Source organism: Chitinophaga sp. Hz27, from assembly GCF_042263525.1.
In the GTDB taxonomy this organism is placed as follows: domain Bacteria; phylum Bacteroidota; class Bacteroidia; order Chitinophagales; family Chitinophagaceae; genus Chitinophaga.
In genome coordinates, this window is sequence record NZ_JBHKFJ010000005.1 from 576,609 (window position 1) to 597,806 (window position 21,198).

Genomic DNA, 21,198 nt, shown 5'->3' on the forward strand with positions numbered 1-21,198 from the left:
TAATTAATTTAGACGCAATCCCTACTACTTTAATTCTCCCGGAATAACCGTCACTTCTTCTCTTCTACCTCCACGCAAAATGGTCAATACCGTTTGTTTTCCGGTTGCTTCTTCTGTAAGATATTTATGTAGATTATCAATTGTTGCCACTGGCTTACCATCATAGGCCACAATAATATCGCCTATACGAAGTTGTTTGTTGTAAACATTGGCATCTGCAAAAATCTCATAAACATACACTCCCGTTTTGGTTTGGAGGTTATTGGCAACTGTAATCCGAGGCGTCAGATTAACGACCTGGCCAGCGATACCTAGTTGCGCGCGTTTTACCCTTCCATGCATGATCAGCTTACCTGCAATATAGGCCGCGAGATTAGCAGATATAGCGAAGCAGAGTCCTTGTGCAGCAGAGATCACCGCTGTATTTACGCCAATAACATTTCCTTCAGAATCTACCAGCGGACCGCCGCTGTTGCCTGGATTTAAAGCGGCATCTGTTTGGATAACATCATCAATCAGGCGTCCGTTTTTTGCACGGAGTGTTCTTCCGAGGGCGCTCACCACACCTGTGGTTACAGTATGTTGCAATCCCATCGGATTACCTATAGCAATGGCAATCTGCCCGGGTTCCAGCAAATCAGAGTTACCAAACTTCAAGGGCTTCAGGTTTCCATCATAAACTTTAATGACGGCAATGTCTGTAGCTGGGTCCGCACCGATCAGAGAAGCGTTGTATTCCGTTTGATCGGCAAAAGCCACCTTTATAGTATCGGCACCTTCAATGACATGGTGGTTGGTAACTATCAGCCCATCAGAAGAGATCACAAAGCCTGACCCAGACGCTTGTTGGTCTACCAACTGTTTCGTTTGAGGGTGCCTGGCTTTCTTCTCAATTTTAATATGGGTTACAGACTGTGCTGCATGCCTCACGACGCCCGTTACCATTGATGAGTAGGCGTCCAACAGTTGCCGGTCTTTTTCGGCAACAAAGTTCAGTTCATGTTCTACTATCATGAAAGATTGTCCTCAATAATCAATCCCGTTGATAGCAGCCGAAATTATGGCAGGAAACCTATGCTTTTCATAGGCAACAGGTAGACTTTTTGTCTGCATGTTTTCAGCGCAGATTTAGGGAGATGATGATAACGTATTGTTTAGCAAATCTTTTTCGTGGTACGCGTTTTATCTCTGCATAAATCGGTAATGCTAAAACGGCATACAAACGAAAACGGCTGTCTCATATGCTATAAAAACATATAAGACAGCCGCTCTTGTATTAAAAAATATCGGCTACTCTTTGACGAATGTCACGGTATCTTTTCCATACTTCACAAAATAAGTTCCAGGCTTCAATGCGGAGATATCCAGCTGCATAGTACTGCTGGCAGCCGCCTTGCGACTTACCTCTCTTCCTAGCGCATCATACAGGTAAAGCCAGACATTACCAACCACCTTCTTCAGCGTCACGTGAAGGGTGCTGGAGGCTGGGTTAGGATATACCTGGAATGACAGTGCTGTAGCCGTTGGCGCAGGCATATAGGCAGCGCTGACATTAGCACCACTTAAAGCGCTGAGAGAAGAGCTGCTCACGGATTCCTGCATCCATTGCTGATTGGCAGAACCGCCTGTTCCTGAAGGAGAATACAAGATAATACCCGTGCCTTGCAAAGTGCTGCTGGCTGAATCGTCCAGCACATAATGATTTGACATATTACTTTGGATCAGGTAGGCTCCACCGGTGGTAGCAACCAGGTTCCATTGCTGATTAGTGCCATTGGTAACTGTATACTGTATAGGATGTGTGCCCGCTGTTTGCGCACTCCCAGGAAGATCGAGCGCCTTACCACTGCGGCGGTTTATCAGCACTAATGCCCCGTTACTTTGCGTACTTGGGTACCATTGCAGATTGTAGCTATTGCTGTTGGCATATTGTGAGATAGTAGCTGAATTGGCGGTGCTGCTGTCTTTCACGCCGAGATACAGGTTACTATAGACATTCTTAAATTTATAGAAGGTCGTATCTGTGCCACCACTGCTAACAGTAAAGCTGCCGGTAACGGCTGCAGAAAGGTTATTGAAAATATCTCTCATGGTAACTCTTGCGGTGTAAGTGCCTGCACTCAGTGTAGCCGCAAACGTTGTACTACGTTTTTGGGGCACTGTATCCTGCTGGGTATACAGCACTGTTCCGCCAGCATCCAGGATTTCTACTTTGGCAGAGAGTTGCGGCGCCGTGGTATTGTTGTTCGTCCAGGAAATGGTAGTAGTGCCAGCAGCATAGGATGCGCTTATATTGGAAACAACGCCCGCTGTAATTGCAGGGGCAGTACCCTGATTAGTTTGCGCCGGTAAAGTAAGCGTGCGGCCGGTGCCAAAGCCTGTATTCGGTGTTGTGCTACCACCATGCACCATATAATAGGCATCTTCTGTAGAATCATAGCCCGCATCAAAAGCCCTGTCGTAAATACCATTGCGCACAGAATCGCCCGCATTGGCACTGAAATAGCGACTGGTATGCTTTTGCCAAACACCGGATGCATTCAGGTTCCAGCAGTCTTTAAAAAAGGCCTTGCGTACAAAAGCGCCATTCCATTTCACGTTATTATCCCAGTTTTCCAGGAAGGCATCATTGCCAGAGCCGAGGTAGTTGGAAGGCGCTGGCATCGCCAGTGTAGCGGTATGAAACCACTGATTGGTACTCAGGTTATTAATGAAAGTAGCCACATATAGCTGCCCGTTCGACTTCCACGACCTGATCACCTGGTTGTACCAGGTATTCATCACCCAGTTGTATGGGTTGATGCTCTGATAACCATCTCCCTCTCCTCCAAACCTACCAGTATAAGTATTGGGTGCCTGGTAGGCTACACTGGAATAAATACCCGCGCTGGTATTAGGGTCCCATAAAGAAGAGATCAACGTATGTGAACTGCCTTTGCTGCTATCAGGAGTTTGCTGTAATCCCGCATAGCCACTGGTGAAGCTGTTCATCTCAAAATACTCGGTGAAGGCCGATTGCACAATTTTAATTTTGTGCATTTTTAAAACTGCATCTGATGGAAAAGAAAAGGTAAGGTGCTCTGATGGTGCTGCTCCCTGTGCGCTTGCGTTTTTGGGCTGTAGGAAAGCAAACAAATACAAACACCCCATAATGGCGTATAGCCATGTGCGTAGATTTTTTTTCATTGTTACACAGATTTTGGGAAATGGGGAAATATCATACAATATTGTAATTTATTTCTTACCAAGCAAGTCACAACGGCAAAATAGCCATCGCAAAAGAAACAATGGAAATTCAATCCATAGAAAATCAGGAAATTATGGAGAGATATTTTTTTAAGCATGCACTTGTATCGCGGTAGCCAGTTATTTCTCCGGCGGAGGGGTATTAAAAATGTGCAGGTCAGTCTGCGGAAAAGGAATACTGATGCCATGCTCCCGGAAATGCTCTTGTATAGCAATGATCAGCTGACTTTTTACCATCTTGGATGTACGTAATCCTACTGTCCAGAAATAAAGTTGCAGCTGAATGGCACTGTCATCAAATGAGTTGGCATATACCAGTGGTGCTGGCAGCTTTACCACCTGTGCGTGCTCGTTCATAAGCGTGAGCAATAGTTTTTCTGCCGCTTTGATATCAGTATCATAGCCAACGCCCACTACTATTTCATTACGACGCAATGCATTATTCACGCTCCAGTTAGTAAGATGGTCGTTTAGCAGTTCACCATTGGGAATAGTCACACGGGAGCCTTCCAGCGTTTCGAGTACACTACTGCGAAAACCTATACTTTTTACGGTGCCTGTTTTCCCTTTTACTTCTACCATATCTCCAACATTGATGGGCTTTTCGAATGCGAGTATCACCCCGCTCACGAGGTTATTGACGATCGTTTGCAGCCCGAAACCTACGCCCACTCCTAACGCACCCAGTACGATCATGGCCTGATCCAGCGGAATACCAGTGGCCGCAAACGCCAGCAGCACACCTATAACAATAATGGATATACGAATTAATAGCATCCAGCTACCCAATCCTGGTTTGTTTTCGCCATGCTCATTACGCACATCCGCAGCAAAGAAAGATACTATCCGCGATACCACCGAAGCCAGTATCAGTATGCCAAAGAAAGCCAGCAGATTAAAGAAACTGAAATGATAACTGCCCAAGGTTCGTTGCTGAAACAACCAATCTACAAAAGGCAACGTAATCAACTTGAATGCATAGAAGTTACGGGCAAACAGAATGAACCACCCAATAACGAGAAACACATAGAGAAAAGTCGGTGTTTTTCTCCCTACTGCCTCAAAATTAATAAAGAACAGCCTGCGTTCGGGTGTTTCAAAAATATCTGATGCAAGGGTCAGCGCTTCATTAATAAGTCGCACCGTCCAAAGGAAAGTTATTGCCACGATGACGCTAATAAATCCGCTCGTCATCAGTGATTTTGAAAGATTGTAACGCCCGTATATATTCGCCAGCACGGATAGCACCTCGATCAATACCAGATAAGTAATAAAGTAAATGATAGCTTTTTCCCGTAACACTTCTCTCCTGCCTTTTAACAGGAAAATAAGACCCCATGCAGCGCCTGCAAATGCCAACGCCAGCATGATCCAACGCTCCGTCCGGGAAGCCTGCAAAACCAGGTTATCCGTGCAAGCCAAAATAAATAATAACCACATGCCTACCCAGAACAGCATCCAGTAGCGGGTAATATATTGGCTAAACAATATCGTCAGGCATACCGAACTAACCACCCAAATGATGCCGCTGAAAATAAAAGGCGGATCAGGAAACATAAACTGGAAAATGCTTAATACTACGACCAACGCTGATATGAAAGGCATCTTCAGTACCAAGTAGTTTTCCTGGTCTTGCGGAGGCACATGCCCATTCTCTACTTTTTGCCTCAACGCCCGAAGGAAGATAATCGCAAACACCAGCAGCAATGCGATTACTAACAGTAGCGCAGCATTGTTCCGTATATAAAAAGAGAGGATCAACTTTCCTTTACGCCAGGATTCTCTGACTATTTCCGGGAAGGGCCTTACCGCCACCGGTGGCTCATTCAAATAGCTTACCTCTTTGCGGAAAGTATTGCCAGAAAGTTGCTTCTGATAATGGTTGATCTGTTCCAAAGCCGACTCTAATTGGTACACCAGCAAGTCGGCCCGCATTTTCGACAGCTGTACCTGTTTTAAGGCAATGGTTAGCGTAGAATCAATCGGATGTACTTCAGTGGCTGTTACGTACAGCTGTTGAATATAGGCTACAAACTCAGCAGAATCCCTGGATACCTGGAACAATCGTGGATCGGCAGAAAGGCTATCGAAGTTATTACGAAAGTTGACCAGTTTATTTTTGATTTGCGTAGCCTGCTGGTCTCTTTTGCGCGCACGGCTCAGCAGTTCATGTAATAGTTTATAGGAAGTAGTAAGATTGCGTTCTGTCTGGATCGTTCCCTGATGCGTGAGTATACCGTCGATGGCTATACTGTATTTATTGCGAAGCACTATAATTTCACTATTAATACCGCTGGTATCAATACCGGCTTTCAGGTAATCGCGGGTGCCGCGGATGGTCTTCAGAAGGCCTTCCAGCAGCTGGTCTTGCTGCAAAGATATCTGATGTGCCTTGTAGGTTTCTACACTATTGGTAGCTTCCCGTTGGAGGACTTTACGCAACGTGTCCTTAATGTTTACCGTTGTATCCTGCAAATTCGCAACAGCAACGACGCTTCGGCTGGTAGTTAGTATAATCACCACCGTTAGCACTATACGAAATATCAGGGTCAGGGGCGTTCTGGTTTCCAATATGGTCGGGTTTTATACTAAAAGATACAAAATATCTGTTGATAATCATCATATTCAGCAGATGATGTATCCCAAAACCCTTTTAAAAAAATAACGGGGGGGCTAAAAAAATTTTCAGCCCCCCGCTATTTTCTATTCCAGCGTTAAAAAAAATTAAATCCTTATTCCAGCATTTTTTTCAATCCGGCCTCATAATTGCCGATCTCCGCTGAAAGACTTTCCACCAGCGGCTTGCGGGCACTCTTATCTCCTTCCAGGATAATGCTCCATCTCACCACTGCCACATCATCATTATTCGGTGACGATTCCACCAATGCGGTAACGATTGCCTTGGTAATGCCGGTGGGCAAAGGCTCCAGCACATGGAATACAAAAAACTTGTATTGTTCATGGACCTGTTCAATTTCGTCGGTTCGTTTATGCCCATCCGTGAATACCAAATCACGATAACGGGTTTCACCCACCGACCGGATATTTACTTCTTTAATCGTGCCATTGGAATACTCTTTTACCTGGGGCAGGTCACGTACTACTCTCCAGATTTTCACCGGTGTGCTTTTGATCTGGGATTCATGCGTGTAATCAGGTATTATTTTCTGAGCAGCCTGCATCTGGGCCATGACAGCCGTGCTGCAACAGATTAACAACATCGTAAGCAATTGCTTCATAACATTTCTTTTACAGGTCTATCTTGATTTTTACTTTCCAAAAATTTCTTCGAGCTTATTCGTAAGCTCTTCTCCGCGCAGGTTGACAGCAATAATCTTCCCGGATTTATCGATCAGGAAATTACTAGGCACCGCACGGATATTATATTCTTTGGCTATTTCATTCTTCCAGCCTTTGAGATCACTGACATGTTCCCAGGTAAGACCATCATCCTTGATTGCCTTTACCCATGCGTCTTTGGAGTTATCCAGCGAAACGCCCAATATCTCTAATCCTTTACCATGGTATTTTTCGTAGTTATCCAACACATTCGGATTTTCTGCACGACATGGCCCACACCAACTGGCCCAGAAATCCAGCAGCACGTATTTCCCTCTGTAATCCGAGAGCTGTACTTCTTTACCGCTGACATTATTTTGTTTAAAATTCATCGCAGTAGCACCGATGCCCGTCTTACGTGCAATTTCCTCTGCCACTAGTATGTCTGCCTTCTTTCTCTTTGCTTCTTCGAGATAAGGGTATTTCTTGATAAGGCGGTCCAGCTCAGTAGCGATCAGTTCTTTATCTTTACGAGGATGCAGGAAATCCAGTGCATACAATACGACAGGTGTGTTAGGATTCATGCGGATAAGCAGTTTCACACGCTCACCCATGTCATCACCCAGCCACGCATACATATCCTGGAAGGCGCTGTCCAGTCCCTTATTCTTAGCCGTAGAAGCCAGATATTGTAAATGACCATTCTGAATCATCGTCTGGTAGTTACGATAAGAAATAAAATTAAGCTCATTCACCAGCTTATTTTCTTCACTACCATCGATGTAGACGTATGGAGGATTTTTGTATTTAATCAATGCCGTATCAATACCTCTGAAATCTATGCGAAGGTTTTCTTTATTGGCCCAAATGGTCAGGCGATCTTCTTCAAACTCATTCAGAACATAGAACTGTGGCCTGGTTACATCGAGTTTATGGCTATAGGTACCATCCGGGCGCAGGTGAATGGTATCCACGGTAATGCGCTCATCTCCTACTTGTTTCTGCACCAGAAAAGGAAATTTTTCCTGTTGCTCGGCAGGCGGCGGGAATTTGATCTTACCACTCACGGTAATAAACTTTTTCGTCTGCTGGGCAGCGGCCGGGAAGATACTCCCGGCGGCCAGCAGGAAGGCTACCAAATTAATCCGGTATTGCTTCATGTATGGGTGATTTTTGATTTTAAACTATTATTGCAAAGGGGCCATAGGAATGGCTTTGGTGGTTTGTGCTGCTGTTGGCTTCTCAATAGCTTTAGATGCTGATTTTACCGTGCCGCCTAAAAGTGCTGCCAGTTTTTTTTCAATCTCACCGTTACCACTTTCATCAAACCCAACTTCTTTCATCATAATTTTACCATCAGGTCCGATGAGATAAGTAGTCGGTACACCGGTGATGGCGAATCCACTACCAGCTATGTTTTTATCATCGAGCGATTGTAACCATGGGTTATTTTCCTGTGCTACAGCCTTCAGCCAGTCTGGTTTGCTTTTATCAATAGAGATACTGTAGAAGACAAGATTTTTATCTTTATATTGTTGATATACTTCTCGCATATGTGGGAACGATTTGCGGCATGGCCCACACCAGCTGGCCCAGAAATCGATGAGCACATATTTTCCTTTCAGATCACTGAATTTCACCGGCTTGCCTTCAGGATCTGGCAAGCTAAAATCCTTTACTTGCTTACCGATGGCGGAGTTGCGTAGTCCTTCGCCAAACTGATGGAACTCCTGTGCTTCTTTGGTGGCTTTCATTTCTTTAGACAAGCTTGCGAACAACTGTTCCTGCTGCGCGATGGTAGCTATGTCGCGGGCATCATTCAAGCTATAAACTGCTGCATAGGAATTTGGATGTTGCTTTACCAGCGTTTGTAGCAATGGCAGCAAGTATTGTTGTTGCAAGGCTGATTGGCGCTTTTCAAAAGCGGCATATTTAGGGTCCGTCTCTTCCATCCATGGCGTTCCAAATTCAGATTGAAGGGCCTTACTTATTTTCCCATAGACCTCCGATTTTTCTTTACCATAGGCAAGCAGCAATTCCGCCGCCTCCGAGCCTTTTACCACAGAGGCGTTCATGCCTTTGCTAATATCAGAGGTAATCGTATAGGTCACCGGTTTGTCGAATAACACACCAAAAGGTACGTACATCTGGCGTTCAGCCTGTATATACTGCGGCAGCAGCATCAGGAACATTGGATCCTTATAAGGAATTTTAAAAGTATAATGCCCATTGTTGATGTCGGCAGAATCCTGGTAGGTACGGGAATACAGGTACATTTTATTATGTCCTTTCAGGTCGCCAGCGAGGTCCCCCTCTATGGTGATGGATTGCGCCATACTACTCATTCCTAGTAGCATGCCGGCAAATATTCCGATTGTTTTTTTCATACTGTATGTCGTTTAATCGTTAACGTTATTTAAGATAACCAGGGTTCTGTTTTATAAGGCCACCGGTGATGTCGATTTCATGCTGAGGGATTGGCATTGCATACTTTGCGGGCTGTAACAAAGGATTTGGCTGCTTACCATAACGGATGGCATCATATCTGGCATGTCCTTCGAAAGCCATCTCCCGCTTGCGTTCCAGAAGTATCCTATCCAGCAGCTGGTCTTTGCTGCTGAAGTCAGCCACTGTATAAACTTTGGGAACAGGGTTTACAGAAAACGACCTGCTATAGATTTTATTCAGCAGATCTACAGATCCCTGGTTTACGCCAGAAATCTGCGCCTGTGCTTCAGCTGCGGTGAGTATAACTTCTCCCAGCCGCAACATAATCACGTTATCACGCAAACTCATATCGGTAAACTTAGGAATGAAGGTACCTCCAGTTATAGCAAGCACTCTATCGTCTGTGGTATCATAGATAGATAGAAAATCTGGGAGCGGTTTGTAATAGCCGTATGCATAATATATGCCGGTGTTTTCTCCATAATTGGAAGTAGCGTTATAGCTCTCTGGAAAAGCAAAAATCGTTTCTGCATTCAGCGGATAGTTGCCGGTGCCGGCGCTATTATCGGGCCACATGGCTGCAAACGTTTTCTGTAACGTATATTGGTTACCGTTAATTACCGTATTGGCATAGGCTGCTGCTTTCTGATAGTCCTGTTTATAAAGGCAAACCCTTGAAGCCAAAGCGGCCGCGGCGCCGCTCGTAGCCCTTGATGCATTGTCCAGCGGTGTACTCCTGCTTAGTGGTAACGTAGCTATGGCATCATCCAGGTCCTTTAATATCTGCGTATAAACTTCAGCGTTAGTGTTCCTTCCTTTATTCTGAGATCCATCATACCCTTCAAAGGCATCCAGCATAACAGGGATACCCATGTTACTACTTTTCCCCTGCAAGGCGCCATCACCATACATCTGCAACAGTATGAGATGGCAATAAGCACGGATAAACTTCGCCTCTCCAATAAACACTTTTTGTGTGGGTACATCAAAGGCTGCATATTTACCCAGATTATTAATGATAACATTCGCTTCATTAATGGCTACATAAGGCTGCTGCCAGTAAGGCTCATAGTTTTTATCTTTAGGATCAACAGCGCCATTTACGAGTGCCTGATCATAAGTACTTACAATATTGCCAGTGACATCTCCCAACATATAAGTGTTGGCGGCGCATGCATTCATCGTTTGCAGGTAAGCATCTGCCAGGAAGCTTTCGGCAGACTGCTTATCTTTTAGCAGGTCAGCTTCCACCATGGTCCCCTCTGGCTTCAGGTCCAGTTGTTTACTACATGCGCTGGTCATTAGCAATAGTCCGGCCAGGTATATACTGTAGGAAAATTTCTTCATAGTAATACAATTTTACAGTGATGCTTTTACGCCTATTCTCCAGGTACGCGGAGCTGGCATTGTCAGTTCATCAAAACCCATCCCCAGCGCCGAAGACCCGCTGGCGCTAACTTCCGGATCAATACCCGAATATTTCGTGATCACAAAAAGGTTATTACCTTCCGCAAATACACGCAGAGAGCGGATTGACTTCACATTCTTTACAACCTTACTACAATCGTATGTCAGCGTGAGACTCCGTAGCTTAATGAAAGAAGCATCTTCCAGGAAGCGGTCATTCTGCCTGCTCAGTGTATAATCAAACGAAGACCCAAAACCTCCGCTGGCATAGTTGGATTTATTGATCATGGCCGGAATGGCTGTCTGCTGGCCTGAATACTGCCAGTATTGCAATAAGTCTGGCGACAAATTCCAGGTATCATTGGAAGCAGCAGAACTGCCCATGTAATTGTATTGCGCAGCTTTTGCGCCATTAAAAATTTTATTACCGGCAGAGAAATTGAAGAAGCAGTTCAGCTCCAACGCCTTCCAGGTGAAAGTATTACCGAAGCCGCCAAAAACAACCGGCATGGCATCGCCTTTATAAGCTCTTTGCTGATAGGGCCTATCCGTGTATTGTTGCTGGATAGGTGTTTCAGATGATTTCCCTGAATTATCGATCCACAGTGGCTGCCCATTCTGCGGGTTAACGCCGCCCCATTGATACAGATAATAAGCCGTAGCAGAATGTCCTACCTTCCAGAAGCGGCCACCATCCAATTCGTTCTGCATCGCTAAATCATCTTCATTGATTTTATGTAATCGCACCACCTTATTTCTGTTGGCAGATATATTAAAGTTGGTCGTCCAATTAAAATCCTTCGCGTTTATATTTTGGCTGATGATGCTCAGCTCTACCCCGTTGTTGCTGAGGTCAGCAAGATTTTGTTTCTGCACGGAGAAGCCCATAAAATAAGGCAATGCAGAGCTAACGATTGCATTGTTTGTTTGTCTGCGATAGAAATCAAGAGTAGCGGTAATCCTGCTATTAAACAGTCCGAGGTCCATACCAACATTCCAGGTGGTAGTCCTTTCCCAGGCCAGGTTAGGGTTTGCGGGCTGTTTAACGCCAATAGCCGTCACATTGCCGTAGGTTGCTCCATAAGGATTTACTACATATTGCCCCTGATTACCGTAGTATCCATTTCCACCATCACTACCGGTGAAGCCTACACTACCACGTATTTTCAGTTGATCTATCCAGGTGCTGCCCTTCAAGAAAGGAGCTTCACTAGGCACCCATCCCAAGGCAAACGATGGGAACCCAACATAACGATGGTTTTTAGAAAAACGGCTGCTACCATCCATGCGATAGGTAACTCCGGCCAGGTATTGGTTTTTGTATTGGTAATTCAATCTCCCCAGAAAAGATACCTGCGCCCATTGCTGCTGCAGCGAAGTAACCACTCTCTTGTTTTTAGCGGTGGAGATGCTTAGCATTTCGTCATTAATAAAGTGATCACCTACAACGGTTGTTACATCTTCAGTAGATTTCTCATAACTCTGACCCAGCATAGCACTAATGCCATGTCCGTTGCTCAGCAACTTATTTATATCAATACGGTTATTGATGACAAATTTGCGTAATTGTTGCTGCGTTTCGGTAGCCATACCACCTATGGTTTGAGGTCTGTCTAATACACGGCTATAGGCACGCGAGTTGATCCAATCTGTTCCGGCATCAGAATGAAAGGTTAACCAGGACAATAGTTTAAGATCAGCGAAAACATTACCCAACCCCCTACTATCAACAGAATAATTTTTACCTGATGTTGCTTGTCCCACAGGATTAGAAACACTGGAAGGGCCGGTTGGATTATTACCATATAACCAGTTGAATTTGCCAACGCTATCGTATACATCAATATTTGGCGCTTTAAGCACGGCATCGCGGTATACTTGCTGCGCGTTCAGACTACTATTATTCGCCTGATTTAAACCAACACTCACGCCCACTTTCAGGGCTTTAGACATTTGGTTATCAAAGTTAACCCGGCCCTGGTAGCGGGTAAAATCGTTATTGATGATATAGGCTTGTTGTTTATCATATCCCAGGCTCACGAAATAATTACTTTTATCGGTACCACCGCTGAGTGCAATATTGGCATCGGCTCCTATGGCATTTCTGATAACCTGGTCCAGCCAGTTTGTGTTTACGCCTTTGGGGAATTTATAATTTACAGGAATATACCATCCGCTGTTAGCCTTACCTATGGAGTCTTTCAGCGCAAACAACCGGGTATAGAAATCAGCGTATTGATCACCGTTCATTACCTGTGGCAGCTTACGCGGCGTACTAATGGAAGTACTCATTTGCACGTCTACATGCGAAGTTCCTTTTTTTCCTTTTCGGGTGGTGATAAGGATTACGCCGCCAGAGCCCCGGGAGCCATAGATAGCTGTAGAATAAGCATCTTTCAATACTTCTATCGATTCGATATCATCTGGGTTTAGCGTCGCTAGTGGATTTTTTTCAAAGGTGGTTGGTGGGCGATAATCGTTTAGTACTTGTGTGCCCCCATAAGAAAAGCCCGCAGTAGAGCCTTTGCTGTAATCGACAGTATTCAGTTGTTGATCAATACCATAGATGGGCACACCATCTACTACTATCAGCGGCGTGTTGCCGTTGGGGTTAAGGGTGCTGATACCGCGGATGGTGATATTGCTGGCAGCGCCGGGCACACCGCTACTTGGCGCAATGTATACGCCTGGCAGCTTACCTACCATCGCCTGATCTACGGATAATGGCAGCTGTCCTGGCTGGTCCTCTGGCCGGAAGGTACTCACTGCGCCGAGCAGGTTACGCCTCTCTTGTACGCCATAACCTATCACCACAGCTTCGGAGAGCCGCGAAGCCATAATGCTCATACTTACGGGCAGATTAACTACGGTAGCGCCTATACGCGCAGGCATTATCGTTTGTTGGTAGCCAATAGAAGAAAACTGTAAGGTATAGTTACCTTGCGGTACGGTGAGCTCATACCTGCCTTCAGTATCGGTCATCGCGGAATATTTAGTGCCATTCACGCGCACCGTGACACCAGGAATGGGAATCGTGCTACCAGCTTCCACGCAACGGCCACGTATCTTCCCGGGGGCCACCATAGCAGGTTGTAGCAGCAAAGCCATAGGTATTCTGGTAATAACTACAACACCATTCTTTTCCTCAAAAGCAAGGTCGGTATGTTGTAAGAGTGCCGCTATGACTTTATGGAGCGGTTCATTGGTAAATCGTACATGCGAAATCTTATAATCTGTTAGTTGCTTTTGGTCATAGCCAAACGATAGTTGGTAATTCTTTTCCAGTTTCTTAATACATGATGCCAGCGATTCATTATTGAAGGCGGCTGTTACCCGGACATCCTGCCGGTCTTGGCTATAGGCGCTGTCGATCGGTAACAGGGCAAAACTCCACAGCGAGAACACTGCATACACTACGCTCCATCTTATCATGCTGCGTATGGACGTCAGCTTAAACGATTTTTGCATATCTTTGGTTGATTTTAGAATTAACTGACAGTGCGCAATTCATTGCACACTCCGGACCGTACCTGCGTCAACAGGTGCGGTTTTTGATTTCAGACAATACTTTCCCAGGGATGATCGATTTTTTCATCCCGGCAAAAAAATAGTATGGTGGTTAATATTTTTTGTGAATAGTTATCTCGTTGTCATGTATATCATATTGTATGGGATGTATGCTGCTGATAATATCCAATACCTGTGTAATAGTCAACCTGGTACTGCATTTGAGCGTATATTCATCCTGCTTCATTTCGGCAGGATTAAAGCGGATTTTAACGCCATACTGATTTTCTAAGGTGAGGGCGAGTTCAGCAAAACCTACCTGTGATAAAGAGAGCATACCCTCCATCCATTCATTTACCTGTTCATTGCTCACAGTCGATTTCATATACTGTTGTGCCGATCTGCTAAACGTAAGTTGATCATTGGTACTGAGTACATCCAGTCCTGTTTGATGATGCAACACCTTTACCATACCTGTTTTCACCGTTACCTGTGTTTCATCCAGCAGTGGGTGCGCTTTTACATCGAAGGAGGTGCCTAGCACCTGTACATTTATCTCTGTTGTATGTACTTCAAATGGATGTCTGGTATCCTGACTGATATCAAAGAACGCCTCTCCTGATAGTTCTACTGCCCTTACTTTTCCAAAGGTCCGTGGGTATTTTAGTGTAGCACCTGCGTTTAGCCATACCCGTGAGCTGTCCGGCAACACTACCTGTTTTATTTGTCCGGGGCCGGCGGTGGCCAGCAGCATTTCATGGCCGCGTTGATAATTTTTGAAGAGCACACCTGCTATTACTAGTAACCCTGCGACAACAGCAGCCACCATCCACCATCTCCGGTATAACGGAATAGCATATACGGATGGTGTTATTTCCTCCTCCATTGCCGCATGGATATCCTGCAGCATCTCTTGCCGGATCGTTCTCTTGTGTGCATCATCCTGAAAGACCTGCGTTGTTGCAGGCTCCTGGGAATCATACCAGGCTTGCAACCACTCCAGCTCTTGCTGGGTGCAGGTTCCGGTATCGAGGCGCGACAGGATTTCTTTTATTTTTTCCTGGTGGTGGTTCACGTACTAATAACGGTTTGCTTGTATATATGACACCGCCCGGAAGATGGAGTACCGTATCTGTTCAAAAAAAATTTCAGGTTTTTATTTAAGGGAGCTCAGTTGTTCGCGAATGCGGCCAAGGGCGAGGGTTAGCTGGTTTTTCACTGTTTGGCGGCTAAGGTTAAGTTGGGTGGCAATATCGTCTATAGAAAGGAAATCACGGCGATTGAGGAAGTAGATATCCCGCATACGTTGCGGCATAGCGGCCACGGTGGCGGCTATGATGCACTGCATTTCATTCAGCAGCAGTGGCCCGTCTGCCTGGAAGAGTTGCGCTAAAGGATGATCAGCGAAGATATCCAGGCGTTTCTGGTAAGTGGAAGTATTACGAAAATGATTGAACACCCTGTTTTTCAGGGCTACATGCAAATAAGCCGCAAACTGCTCACGGATGGCCAGGTCTTTTCTTTTTTGCCAAAGGGCAATAAAAACGTCCTGTACACAATCCTTGGCATCTGCGTCTTGCTGTAGCCTGGCATAGGCGGCTTTGTAAAGCTGCTCCCAATAGCGATGATACAATTCATCAAAAGCAGCCTTATCATCATACACCCGCATACGTTCCCATAAAGCGGTATCCGATTGGTTCAATCACAAAAGGTTTAGCCATAAATATAAATAAAACCTTTTCAAATTTGCAAATCCAACACCCAACTACCTTTCAAAGAAACAGTGATAATAAGATGTACGAAATTGGTTGTAATTCAATACATTTGATGCACTGATATTTTATTTACATATCTTTTAATGAAAACATCGGCCTTGAAAAGCATCATCAAAGCGCTATCTACACTATTTTTGAGCAGCACATTATTACTGACGCACCTAGTCAGCTTCGCTCAAACGGATACTACCACAATTACACATAAAGACGGAGCCCCGCTCTTTAGTCCGAGGAAGGTTACTGGCTGCTCTTACATTCTCCCGGCCGCATTGATTGCCGGAGGAACCATTGCTACCATCGTCAGGGTCCATGACAATAACGACAAAAACGTGGTGCTCAACACCACCAAAACGGAACCAAGCATGTTCGCACAGCCCGAAAACTATACGGCCTTTGCGCCCGTAGCAGCTGTGCTGGTGCTGAACCTGGCAGGAATAAAAGGAAAACATAAACCCGGCGAACAGGCCATACTGTACGCCGCATCTGCCGGTTTAACTGCCGCCATCGTATATCCGTTGAAGTCAGCTACGCATGTATTACGCCCTGATAATACGGATTACCAGTCCTTCCCTTCTACACATGCGGCCATCGCTTTTGCATCCGCAGAATTTTTAAGAAGAGAATACGGCGATCAATCCATCTGGTATACCATTGGCGGATATGCAGCTGCTACCACCACTGCAATTATCAGAGTCGCCAAAGATGAACATTGGGTAGCCGATGTATGCGCGGGAGCCGGCATTGGTATTGCATCCACCACCACCGCTTATTGGCTGTATGATAAAATAAAAATGCATGTGAAGGATAAAAATTTCTCCAATGCATTCATCTTACCTGCTGTTGCACCTAATTTTTATGGTGTTTATCTGGCAAAATCTTTCTAATAATTTACTGCTTTATTCATTTCTTCCCAGCTGGTGTTAAAAGCCAGCTGTATCCATTCACAGAAAGTGGCATTGTCGCTGACAACATACGCTACCGGCCATCTTACTCTCCAGTTAGGGCCCTGCGGATCTTCACGGTAGGTATAGAAGCACTCCACCGGGCGATCTATCGCACCTTCCAGTATTGCACGCAACCTAGCCATTAGCCATCGCAATTCCGAAGGCGCTTGCTGCTGATATATCTTCCTGAAAAATTCTACATAGTGCGCCATCACATTTGTGGTAGTACGCAGCATATCATCCATTAAATGGTTGTAATGTGCCGATATCAAGTCATCACTACAATGTACCATTGGAAAATGAGTAGTTATCAATTTACGGTCGTTGTCGTCCAGTAAAAAATCATAAGAAAGAAATAACGTTTTATGCGCTGCAAACTCCTCTTCTGCTTTAAAATTCATACTTATTCGTACATACACCGGCTCAATACCACAATTGCGGTAGGCTGTCGTTTTATGATGCCCATCAATAATGAAGTTATGCTGCCAATAGTAAGACCCCATACTGGAACTATACACGATCACTTTGGGTCTTCCTCCATTTTTAATCATGGTTTCATAATACTGAATCCTTTCAGGATTTAACGTTTCTTCCGGTTGCGTATACAACCATACGTCGCCAAAATCATAGTAGAGGTCATTCGCCTTTGTGGCGTAATGCCGGTCACGATTCACTCCTTCCGGCCTTACTATCTCCACCGCATATTCACCAGTTCGGAATAAGCGCAGGAAATCGGGTATGGTATCGAGGATACTTTCATCATCACCATCGATTAACAGCTGATCCAGTTGCTGTGCCATATATGGATCAAAGCCGGCAGCTTTATAGTAATATTCACAGGTGGGGCTGAAGGCAGAATAGCATATAGCAATGGGTTTACGGATCTTCAGGCATGCTACGAGCCCATCGTGTAATACATCAATAATGCCTTTGCCTTCTTCAACTTTAATAATCATAGGTAATAGTTAATAATCTTCAGCAAACCTCCTACGCATATGCGCAATGTTTTTGCGCAGTTAATTATCTACTTAAAAATATTATATAGATACTACATTAAGATATATCGCTATTTTATCTTTCTAAAAATAAATTTCATTTTTCTCTTGACTCTAACCTTAGGTCATACCCTATATTTGTTCCATCAAGGTATAAATCCAAACGATGGACAATTATTCTGTAAAAAAACTATCTCAACTTGCAGGTGTGAGTGTGCGCACCTTACACCTCTATGATAAGATAGACCTGCTCAAGCCATCTGTCCGTACCGAGGCCAGGTACAGGTTGTATGGCTCAAAAGAACTACTGCGTTTACAACAGATCCTCTTTTACAGGGAACTCGGTTTCCCGCTGAAAGAAATCTGCACGATCCTGGATGATCCAGCATTTGATCTGGAACAGGCCCTGGAGGGTCACAAAGTAGCGCTATTAGCCCGCAAAGAAAGAATAAACACGTTGATTGGTACCATAGACAAAACATTGGTAACACTAAAAAACAACGCTATGTTACAAGTAGAAGATTTGTACGAAGGCATCCCACAAGAAAAAGTGACCGCCTACAGAACAGCTGCCATGGCTCAATGGGGCAAGGATACCATACTGGAAGTAGAAAACAACCTGCGCGACCTCGGCAAAGATGAAATGACATCCATCCAGGCCGAACTTCATGAAATCACCAAGCAGTTAGTACCGCTTATTCACAGTGATCCTAAAAGTGCTACCGTACAGCAATACATAGCCAGGCGCTATGCCCTCACCACACAGCTAAGTGGTGGCGAAATAGCGCCTGCCAAACTGGATTACTTCAGGAAACTGGGTGAATTACATGCTGCGAATAATCACGATGTCACAGCTGATGGCCTCCCAAGCAGAGAGGTAGCGACCTTCCTCCAAACGGCAACTGCTTATTATATTAAAAACAAACAACAATAATCAATCGGGGCCTGCTGCAAATGCAGGCCTTTGCTCTAATGCTACATTTCTTCGTATAGCCATGCAGGAAAATAACAGACAACGAAACACCTAATTTAGTAAGGACTACAACCGATAATTATATCAACATACTGCTGGGCAGCTAAAACATCAGAACTGTAAACGAAAACTACCAAACACCCCAAAGTCGCTGCTATGTGCAGATGTAGGCTGCTGATAAAGCCTCCACACCGCATCCACTCTGAAGAACCTGAAGATATTATCAAAGCCGGTGCCTACTTCCGTATAAAGATTCCCTTTAAGAGAACGCATGCCATAGCCGGCAAACTCCATATGATTATATACGCGGTTAGCGTTGGAGAGATCACCGATTACCGACTTCACATTCCAGAATTGCCGTACGCCTGTTTTGCGCATGAATGGCAACAGATGTAATAGCTTACCATTGAAGTTATGTTCTATGTTGATGCCTGCATAGCGGTCGCTAAAAAATTCGTATTTGTTCATAAGGCTAAATGCCTCTTTATTGTAATAATAAGTTTCATTTCCGGGGTGCATCTGCAATAACATAAACGGTAAACGGTCGGTGAAGATTTTACCGGCATACACCATATAATTTACCTTTCCCCAGCCAGGCAGTGGAAACTGCTGCCGTACGCTGAAATTCACTTTCTGGTATTGATATTTACTATCAAACAAGCCGGTGGGCGCAAATGCATAGGTGATTTCAGTTACTGGCAGATTGCTCTTTACGTGTTTTATTTTCCGAAAGGTACGCACCTCTTTTTCTCCTGGTGCATAGCGAAACTTAAACTGCATCTCTGTATTCACTACCTTACCTTTTTCTTCTGACAGGAATAGCTTATGCGGCGGCAGCGGATCAAAAGTATTATAGCAGCTGCGTGACAGAGTACCTTGAAGCGAAAACTCTTGTGGAAACTGCTTTGTCGCGGACACGCTGGCAGTAGCTTCCCGCATAAATTTCTGTGGTATTCCACGGCGGCGCACCAGCTGCCCAAAGATGTTATCTAATGATACTTCTTCTCCATTAAATCCCCGCTGGTTATTATCCAGATCATCTTTGTAGAAGGCGGTCATCTGCCAGCCATTATCACGAGGCCAGGTGTAAGTGACCGCCATGCCGCCTTTCAATGATTGGTCTTTTGTACCATAGGCAAGATATCCATGCAAGCGCCAGTTGCGGCTAAACTCCGCAGTGGTACCCAGATCAAAACGTAACCTAGGCCCTTCTACACGGTTGCGGCTTATCCATTTATACCAGGGGCCGATCTCTACTTTCCCCAACTTAATATGTCCATCTACAATGAATGTAATGGTGTTGCTCAAGCGTTGGAAAGAAGGCAGCGATTTCAGTGTATCAATCAATGTTATGGCCCGAACTTCATTACTTGTCAGCGTTTCGGGACGATGCGCTTCCAGGTACCCTTTGCCTGCCGACAGCGCACTATCGGGAATCACGACTTCTTCTTTCTTTCTGTTGGCATTGAGTTTTGCAGTGATAAAATATTCATTGGTTTTAATATGATCGTACAATGTGGTTTTACGACCAATGAAGGTGGTCTTATCATTGCCCATGGGCGCTAGCTCCACAATAAATCGATCTTTCGTCACTACCCATTCTTTGGTTTTGTATTGGGCAAATTCCTGGATAATGTCCAGGCGTTTAACGAAATTGATATCTACGGGGCCAGCCACCGACATACTTATTTTCTGTATAGCCCAGGTGGAGGCCTGTATCCAGCAGTCGCCGGCAAAGAGATTCTCCCCGGCTCGTTTAGGTGTAAAGGCCAGATGATAATATTGTTCCCCGTGTTGCAGGATGGTGTCCAGTCCTTTGTAGTGATAGTAATGATCCCCTACACTGCTGAGTGGACTGATAAACTCACGGCCGAAGATATATAGTGAATTTTGATAGCTGTTGATCTTTTGATTGATACCGCCTAAATACTGCATCACGGATTCATTTTTTATGCCGCTATTATTCAGTGCGCGGATTTCTTCCCGGATAACAGGCGGTGTGCCGGCAGCATAGTAATCAGAAACGGATTCGCTGAGAAATACCGGCAGAAAAGGTTTTTGCTCGGAGGTGGTATCCATTTGCTTATTCACAAATGAATAAGGCTTCAGCAGCCTGGATTTCTCCCAGCGCTGACGATTGATATTCGATAGGTCTATTTCAAGTTTATTATATAATTCCGCATAATAGCTCTGATAATGCGCAGGTGAGTTTTCTTCTTTATGAGCTACTATCTGCCGCCACCACACGAGGCCTTTGTCCATTTTGGCTCTTACCTCCACGCCAATTTTAACGGCTGCTTCCAGTGGAATAATTAATGGCGTAATGTTAATAGCTTCCAGTGGTAAAGCTTTCACCTCATAGCCAACATAACGCACAATCAGCGTGTCGTTCTTCCGGGAACTTCTGGCGAGTTGAAAATTGCCCGCGCTATCGGTCATGACGCCGTTGCCGGTTACTTTCCAATAGACCGTGGCGTAGGGTAATGGTTCTTCAGTGAATTTGTTAACCACTTTCCCATTAATGGTAGGTATATGCTGTGCCCGGACCTGTTTAACAGATAATAGCAAACAAAACAGCACGACCCATCCTTTGCAAGTACAGATAAAGGTTTGCGGCATCAGGT

The 21,198-nt window shown here is 44.9% G+C and carries 14 protein-coding genes; 2 read left to right on the forward strand and 12 right to left on the reverse strand.

What is annotated here, in order from left to right; all coding sequences use genetic code 11:
• Positions 1-24 precede the first annotated feature (24 nt).
• From ACE38W_RS14320 to ACE38W_RS14365, 10 genes are all read right to left on the reverse strand, one after another.
• Positions 25-1,014, reverse strand: coding sequence for a S1C family serine protease (locus ACE38W_RS14320; protein WP_375831883.1), 990 nt, complete (start codon positions 1,012-1,014; stop codon positions 25-27).
• A 276-nt stretch (positions 1,015-1,290) separates the two neighbouring features.
• The gene (locus ACE38W_RS14325) at positions 1,291-3,186 is read right to left on the reverse strand and encodes a DUF3472 domain-containing protein (protein WP_375831885.1); all 1,896 of its coding nucleotides are present in this window, start codon (positions 3,184-3,186) and stop codon (positions 1,291-1,293) included.
• Between the two features lie 180 nt (positions 3,187-3,366).
• Positions 3,367-5,817 carry a mechanosensitive ion channel family protein gene (locus tag ACE38W_RS14330; protein WP_375831887.1) on the reverse strand — a complete coding sequence of 817 codons (2,451 nt, stop codon included), beginning with the start codon at positions 5,815-5,817 and terminating at the stop codon, positions 3,367-3,369.
• A gap of 161 nt (positions 5,818-5,978) precedes the next feature.
• On the reverse strand, positions 5,979-6,485 hold the full coding sequence (locus ACE38W_RS14335; protein ID WP_375831889.1) for a hypothetical protein: 507 nt from the start codon (positions 6,483-6,485) through the stop codon (positions 5,979-5,981).
• Between the two features lie 30 nt (positions 6,486-6,515).
• Entirely contained in the window at positions 6,516-7,685 is a 1,170-nt protein-coding gene (locus tag ACE38W_RS14340; protein WP_375831890.1) for a peroxiredoxin family protein, read from the reverse strand.
• 27 nt (positions 7,686-7,712) lie between these two features.
• The gene (locus ACE38W_RS14345) at positions 7,713-8,912 is read right to left on the reverse strand and encodes a redoxin domain-containing protein (RefSeq protein ID WP_375831892.1); all 1,200 of its coding nucleotides are present in this window, start codon (positions 8,910-8,912) and stop codon (positions 7,713-7,715) included.
• Between the two features lie 25 nt (positions 8,913-8,937).
• The gene (locus ACE38W_RS14350; RefSeq protein ID WP_375831893.1) at positions 8,938-10,320 is read right to left on the reverse strand and encodes a RagB/SusD family nutrient uptake outer membrane protein; all 1,383 of its coding nucleotides are present in this window, start codon (positions 10,318-10,320) and stop codon (positions 8,938-8,940) included.
• A gap of 12 nt (positions 10,321-10,332) precedes the next feature.
• Positions 10,333-13,848 (reverse strand): SusC/RagA family TonB-linked outer membrane protein, encoded by a 3,516-nt coding sequence (locus tag ACE38W_RS14355; protein ID WP_375831894.1) that lies wholly within the window; start codon positions 13,846-13,848, stop codon positions 10,333-10,335.
• 151 nt (positions 13,849-13,999) lie between these two features.
• On the reverse strand, positions 14,000-14,962 hold the full coding sequence (locus tag ACE38W_RS14360) for a FecR family protein (RefSeq protein ID WP_375831895.1): 963 nt from the start codon (positions 14,960-14,962) through the stop codon (positions 14,000-14,002).
• A gap of 81 nt (positions 14,963-15,043) precedes the next feature.
• Positions 15,044-15,589, reverse strand: a complete 546-nt coding sequence (locus tag ACE38W_RS14365) for an RNA polymerase sigma factor (RefSeq protein ID WP_375831896.1) — start codon at positions 15,587-15,589, stop codon at positions 15,044-15,046.
• Positions 15,590-15,745: 156 nt separating this feature from the next.
• Here ACE38W_RS14365 and ACE38W_RS14370 point away from each other — a divergent pair, with 156 nt between their 5' ends.
• Positions 15,746-16,546: a phosphatase PAP2 family protein gene (locus ACE38W_RS14370; protein WP_375831897.1), complete on the forward strand. Its 801-nt coding sequence runs from the start codon at positions 15,746-15,748 to the stop codon at positions 16,544-16,546.
• On the opposite strand, the gene ACE38W_RS14375 is transcribed toward ACE38W_RS14370, so the two are convergent.
• Positions 16,543-17,562, reverse strand: coding sequence for a hypothetical protein (locus ACE38W_RS14375; protein WP_375831899.1), 1,020 nt, complete (start codon positions 17,560-17,562; stop codon positions 16,543-16,545). The genes ACE38W_RS14370 and ACE38W_RS14375 overlap by 4 nt on opposite strands.
• Before the next feature lie 205 nt (positions 17,563-17,767).
• Between ACE38W_RS14375 and ACE38W_RS14380 the strand changes: the two genes are divergently transcribed.
• Positions 17,768-18,535: a MerR family transcriptional regulator gene (locus ACE38W_RS14380; protein ID WP_375831901.1), complete on the forward strand. Its 768-nt coding sequence runs from the start codon at positions 17,768-17,770 to the stop codon at positions 18,533-18,535.
• A 150-nt stretch (positions 18,536-18,685) separates the two neighbouring features.
• On the opposite strand, the gene ACE38W_RS14385 is transcribed toward ACE38W_RS14380, so the two are convergent.
• Positions 18,686-21,193 (reverse strand): DUF5686 family protein, encoded by a 2,508-nt coding sequence (locus ACE38W_RS14385; protein ID WP_375831903.1) that lies wholly within the window; start codon positions 21,191-21,193, stop codon positions 18,686-18,688.
• Between the last annotated feature and the right edge of the window lie 5 nt (positions 21,194-21,198).

Excerpts from the sequence above, each read along its gene's own strand:
- ACE38W_RS14320 (WP_375831883.1), bottom strand. The coding sequence starts at position 1,014 with ATGATAGTAGAACATGAACTGAACTTTGTTGCCGAAAAAGACCGGCAA.
- ACE38W_RS14325 (WP_375831885.1), bottom strand. The coding sequence starts at position 3,186 with ATGAAAAAAAATCTACGCACATGGCTATACGCCATTATGGGGTGTTTG.
- ACE38W_RS14335 (WP_375831889.1), bottom strand. The coding sequence starts at position 6,485 with ATGAAGCAATTGCTTACGATGTTGTTAATCTGTTGCAGCACGGCTGTC.
- ACE38W_RS14340 (WP_375831890.1), bottom strand. The coding sequence starts at position 7,685 with ATGAAGCAATACCGGATTAATTTGGTAGCCTTCCTGCTGGCCGCCGGG.
- ACE38W_RS14345 (WP_375831892.1), bottom strand. The coding sequence starts at position 8,912 with ATGAAAAAAACAATCGGAATATTTGCCGGCATGCTACTAGGAATGAGT.
- ACE38W_RS14350 (WP_375831893.1), bottom strand. The coding sequence starts at position 10,320 with ATGAAGAAATTTTCCTACAGTATATACCTGGCCGGACTATTGCTAATG.
- ACE38W_RS14355 (WP_375831894.1), bottom strand. The coding sequence starts at position 13,848 with ATGCAAAAATCGTTTAAGCTGACGTCCATACGCAGCATGATAAGATGG.
- ACE38W_RS14370 (WP_375831897.1), top strand. The coding sequence starts at position 15,746 with ATGAAAACATCGGCCTTGAAAAGCATCATCAAAGCGCTATCTACACTA.
- ACE38W_RS14375 (WP_375831899.1), bottom strand. The coding sequence starts at position 17,562 with ATGATTATTAAAGTTGAAGAAGGCAAAGGCATTATTGATGTATTACAC.
- ACE38W_RS14380 (WP_375831901.1), top strand. The coding sequence starts at position 17,768 with ATGGACAATTATTCTGTAAAAAAACTATCTCAACTTGCAGGTGTGAGT.
- ACE38W_RS14385 (WP_375831903.1), bottom strand. The coding sequence starts at position 21,193 with ATGCCGCAAACCTTTATCTGTACTTGCAAAGGATGGGTCGTGCTGTTT.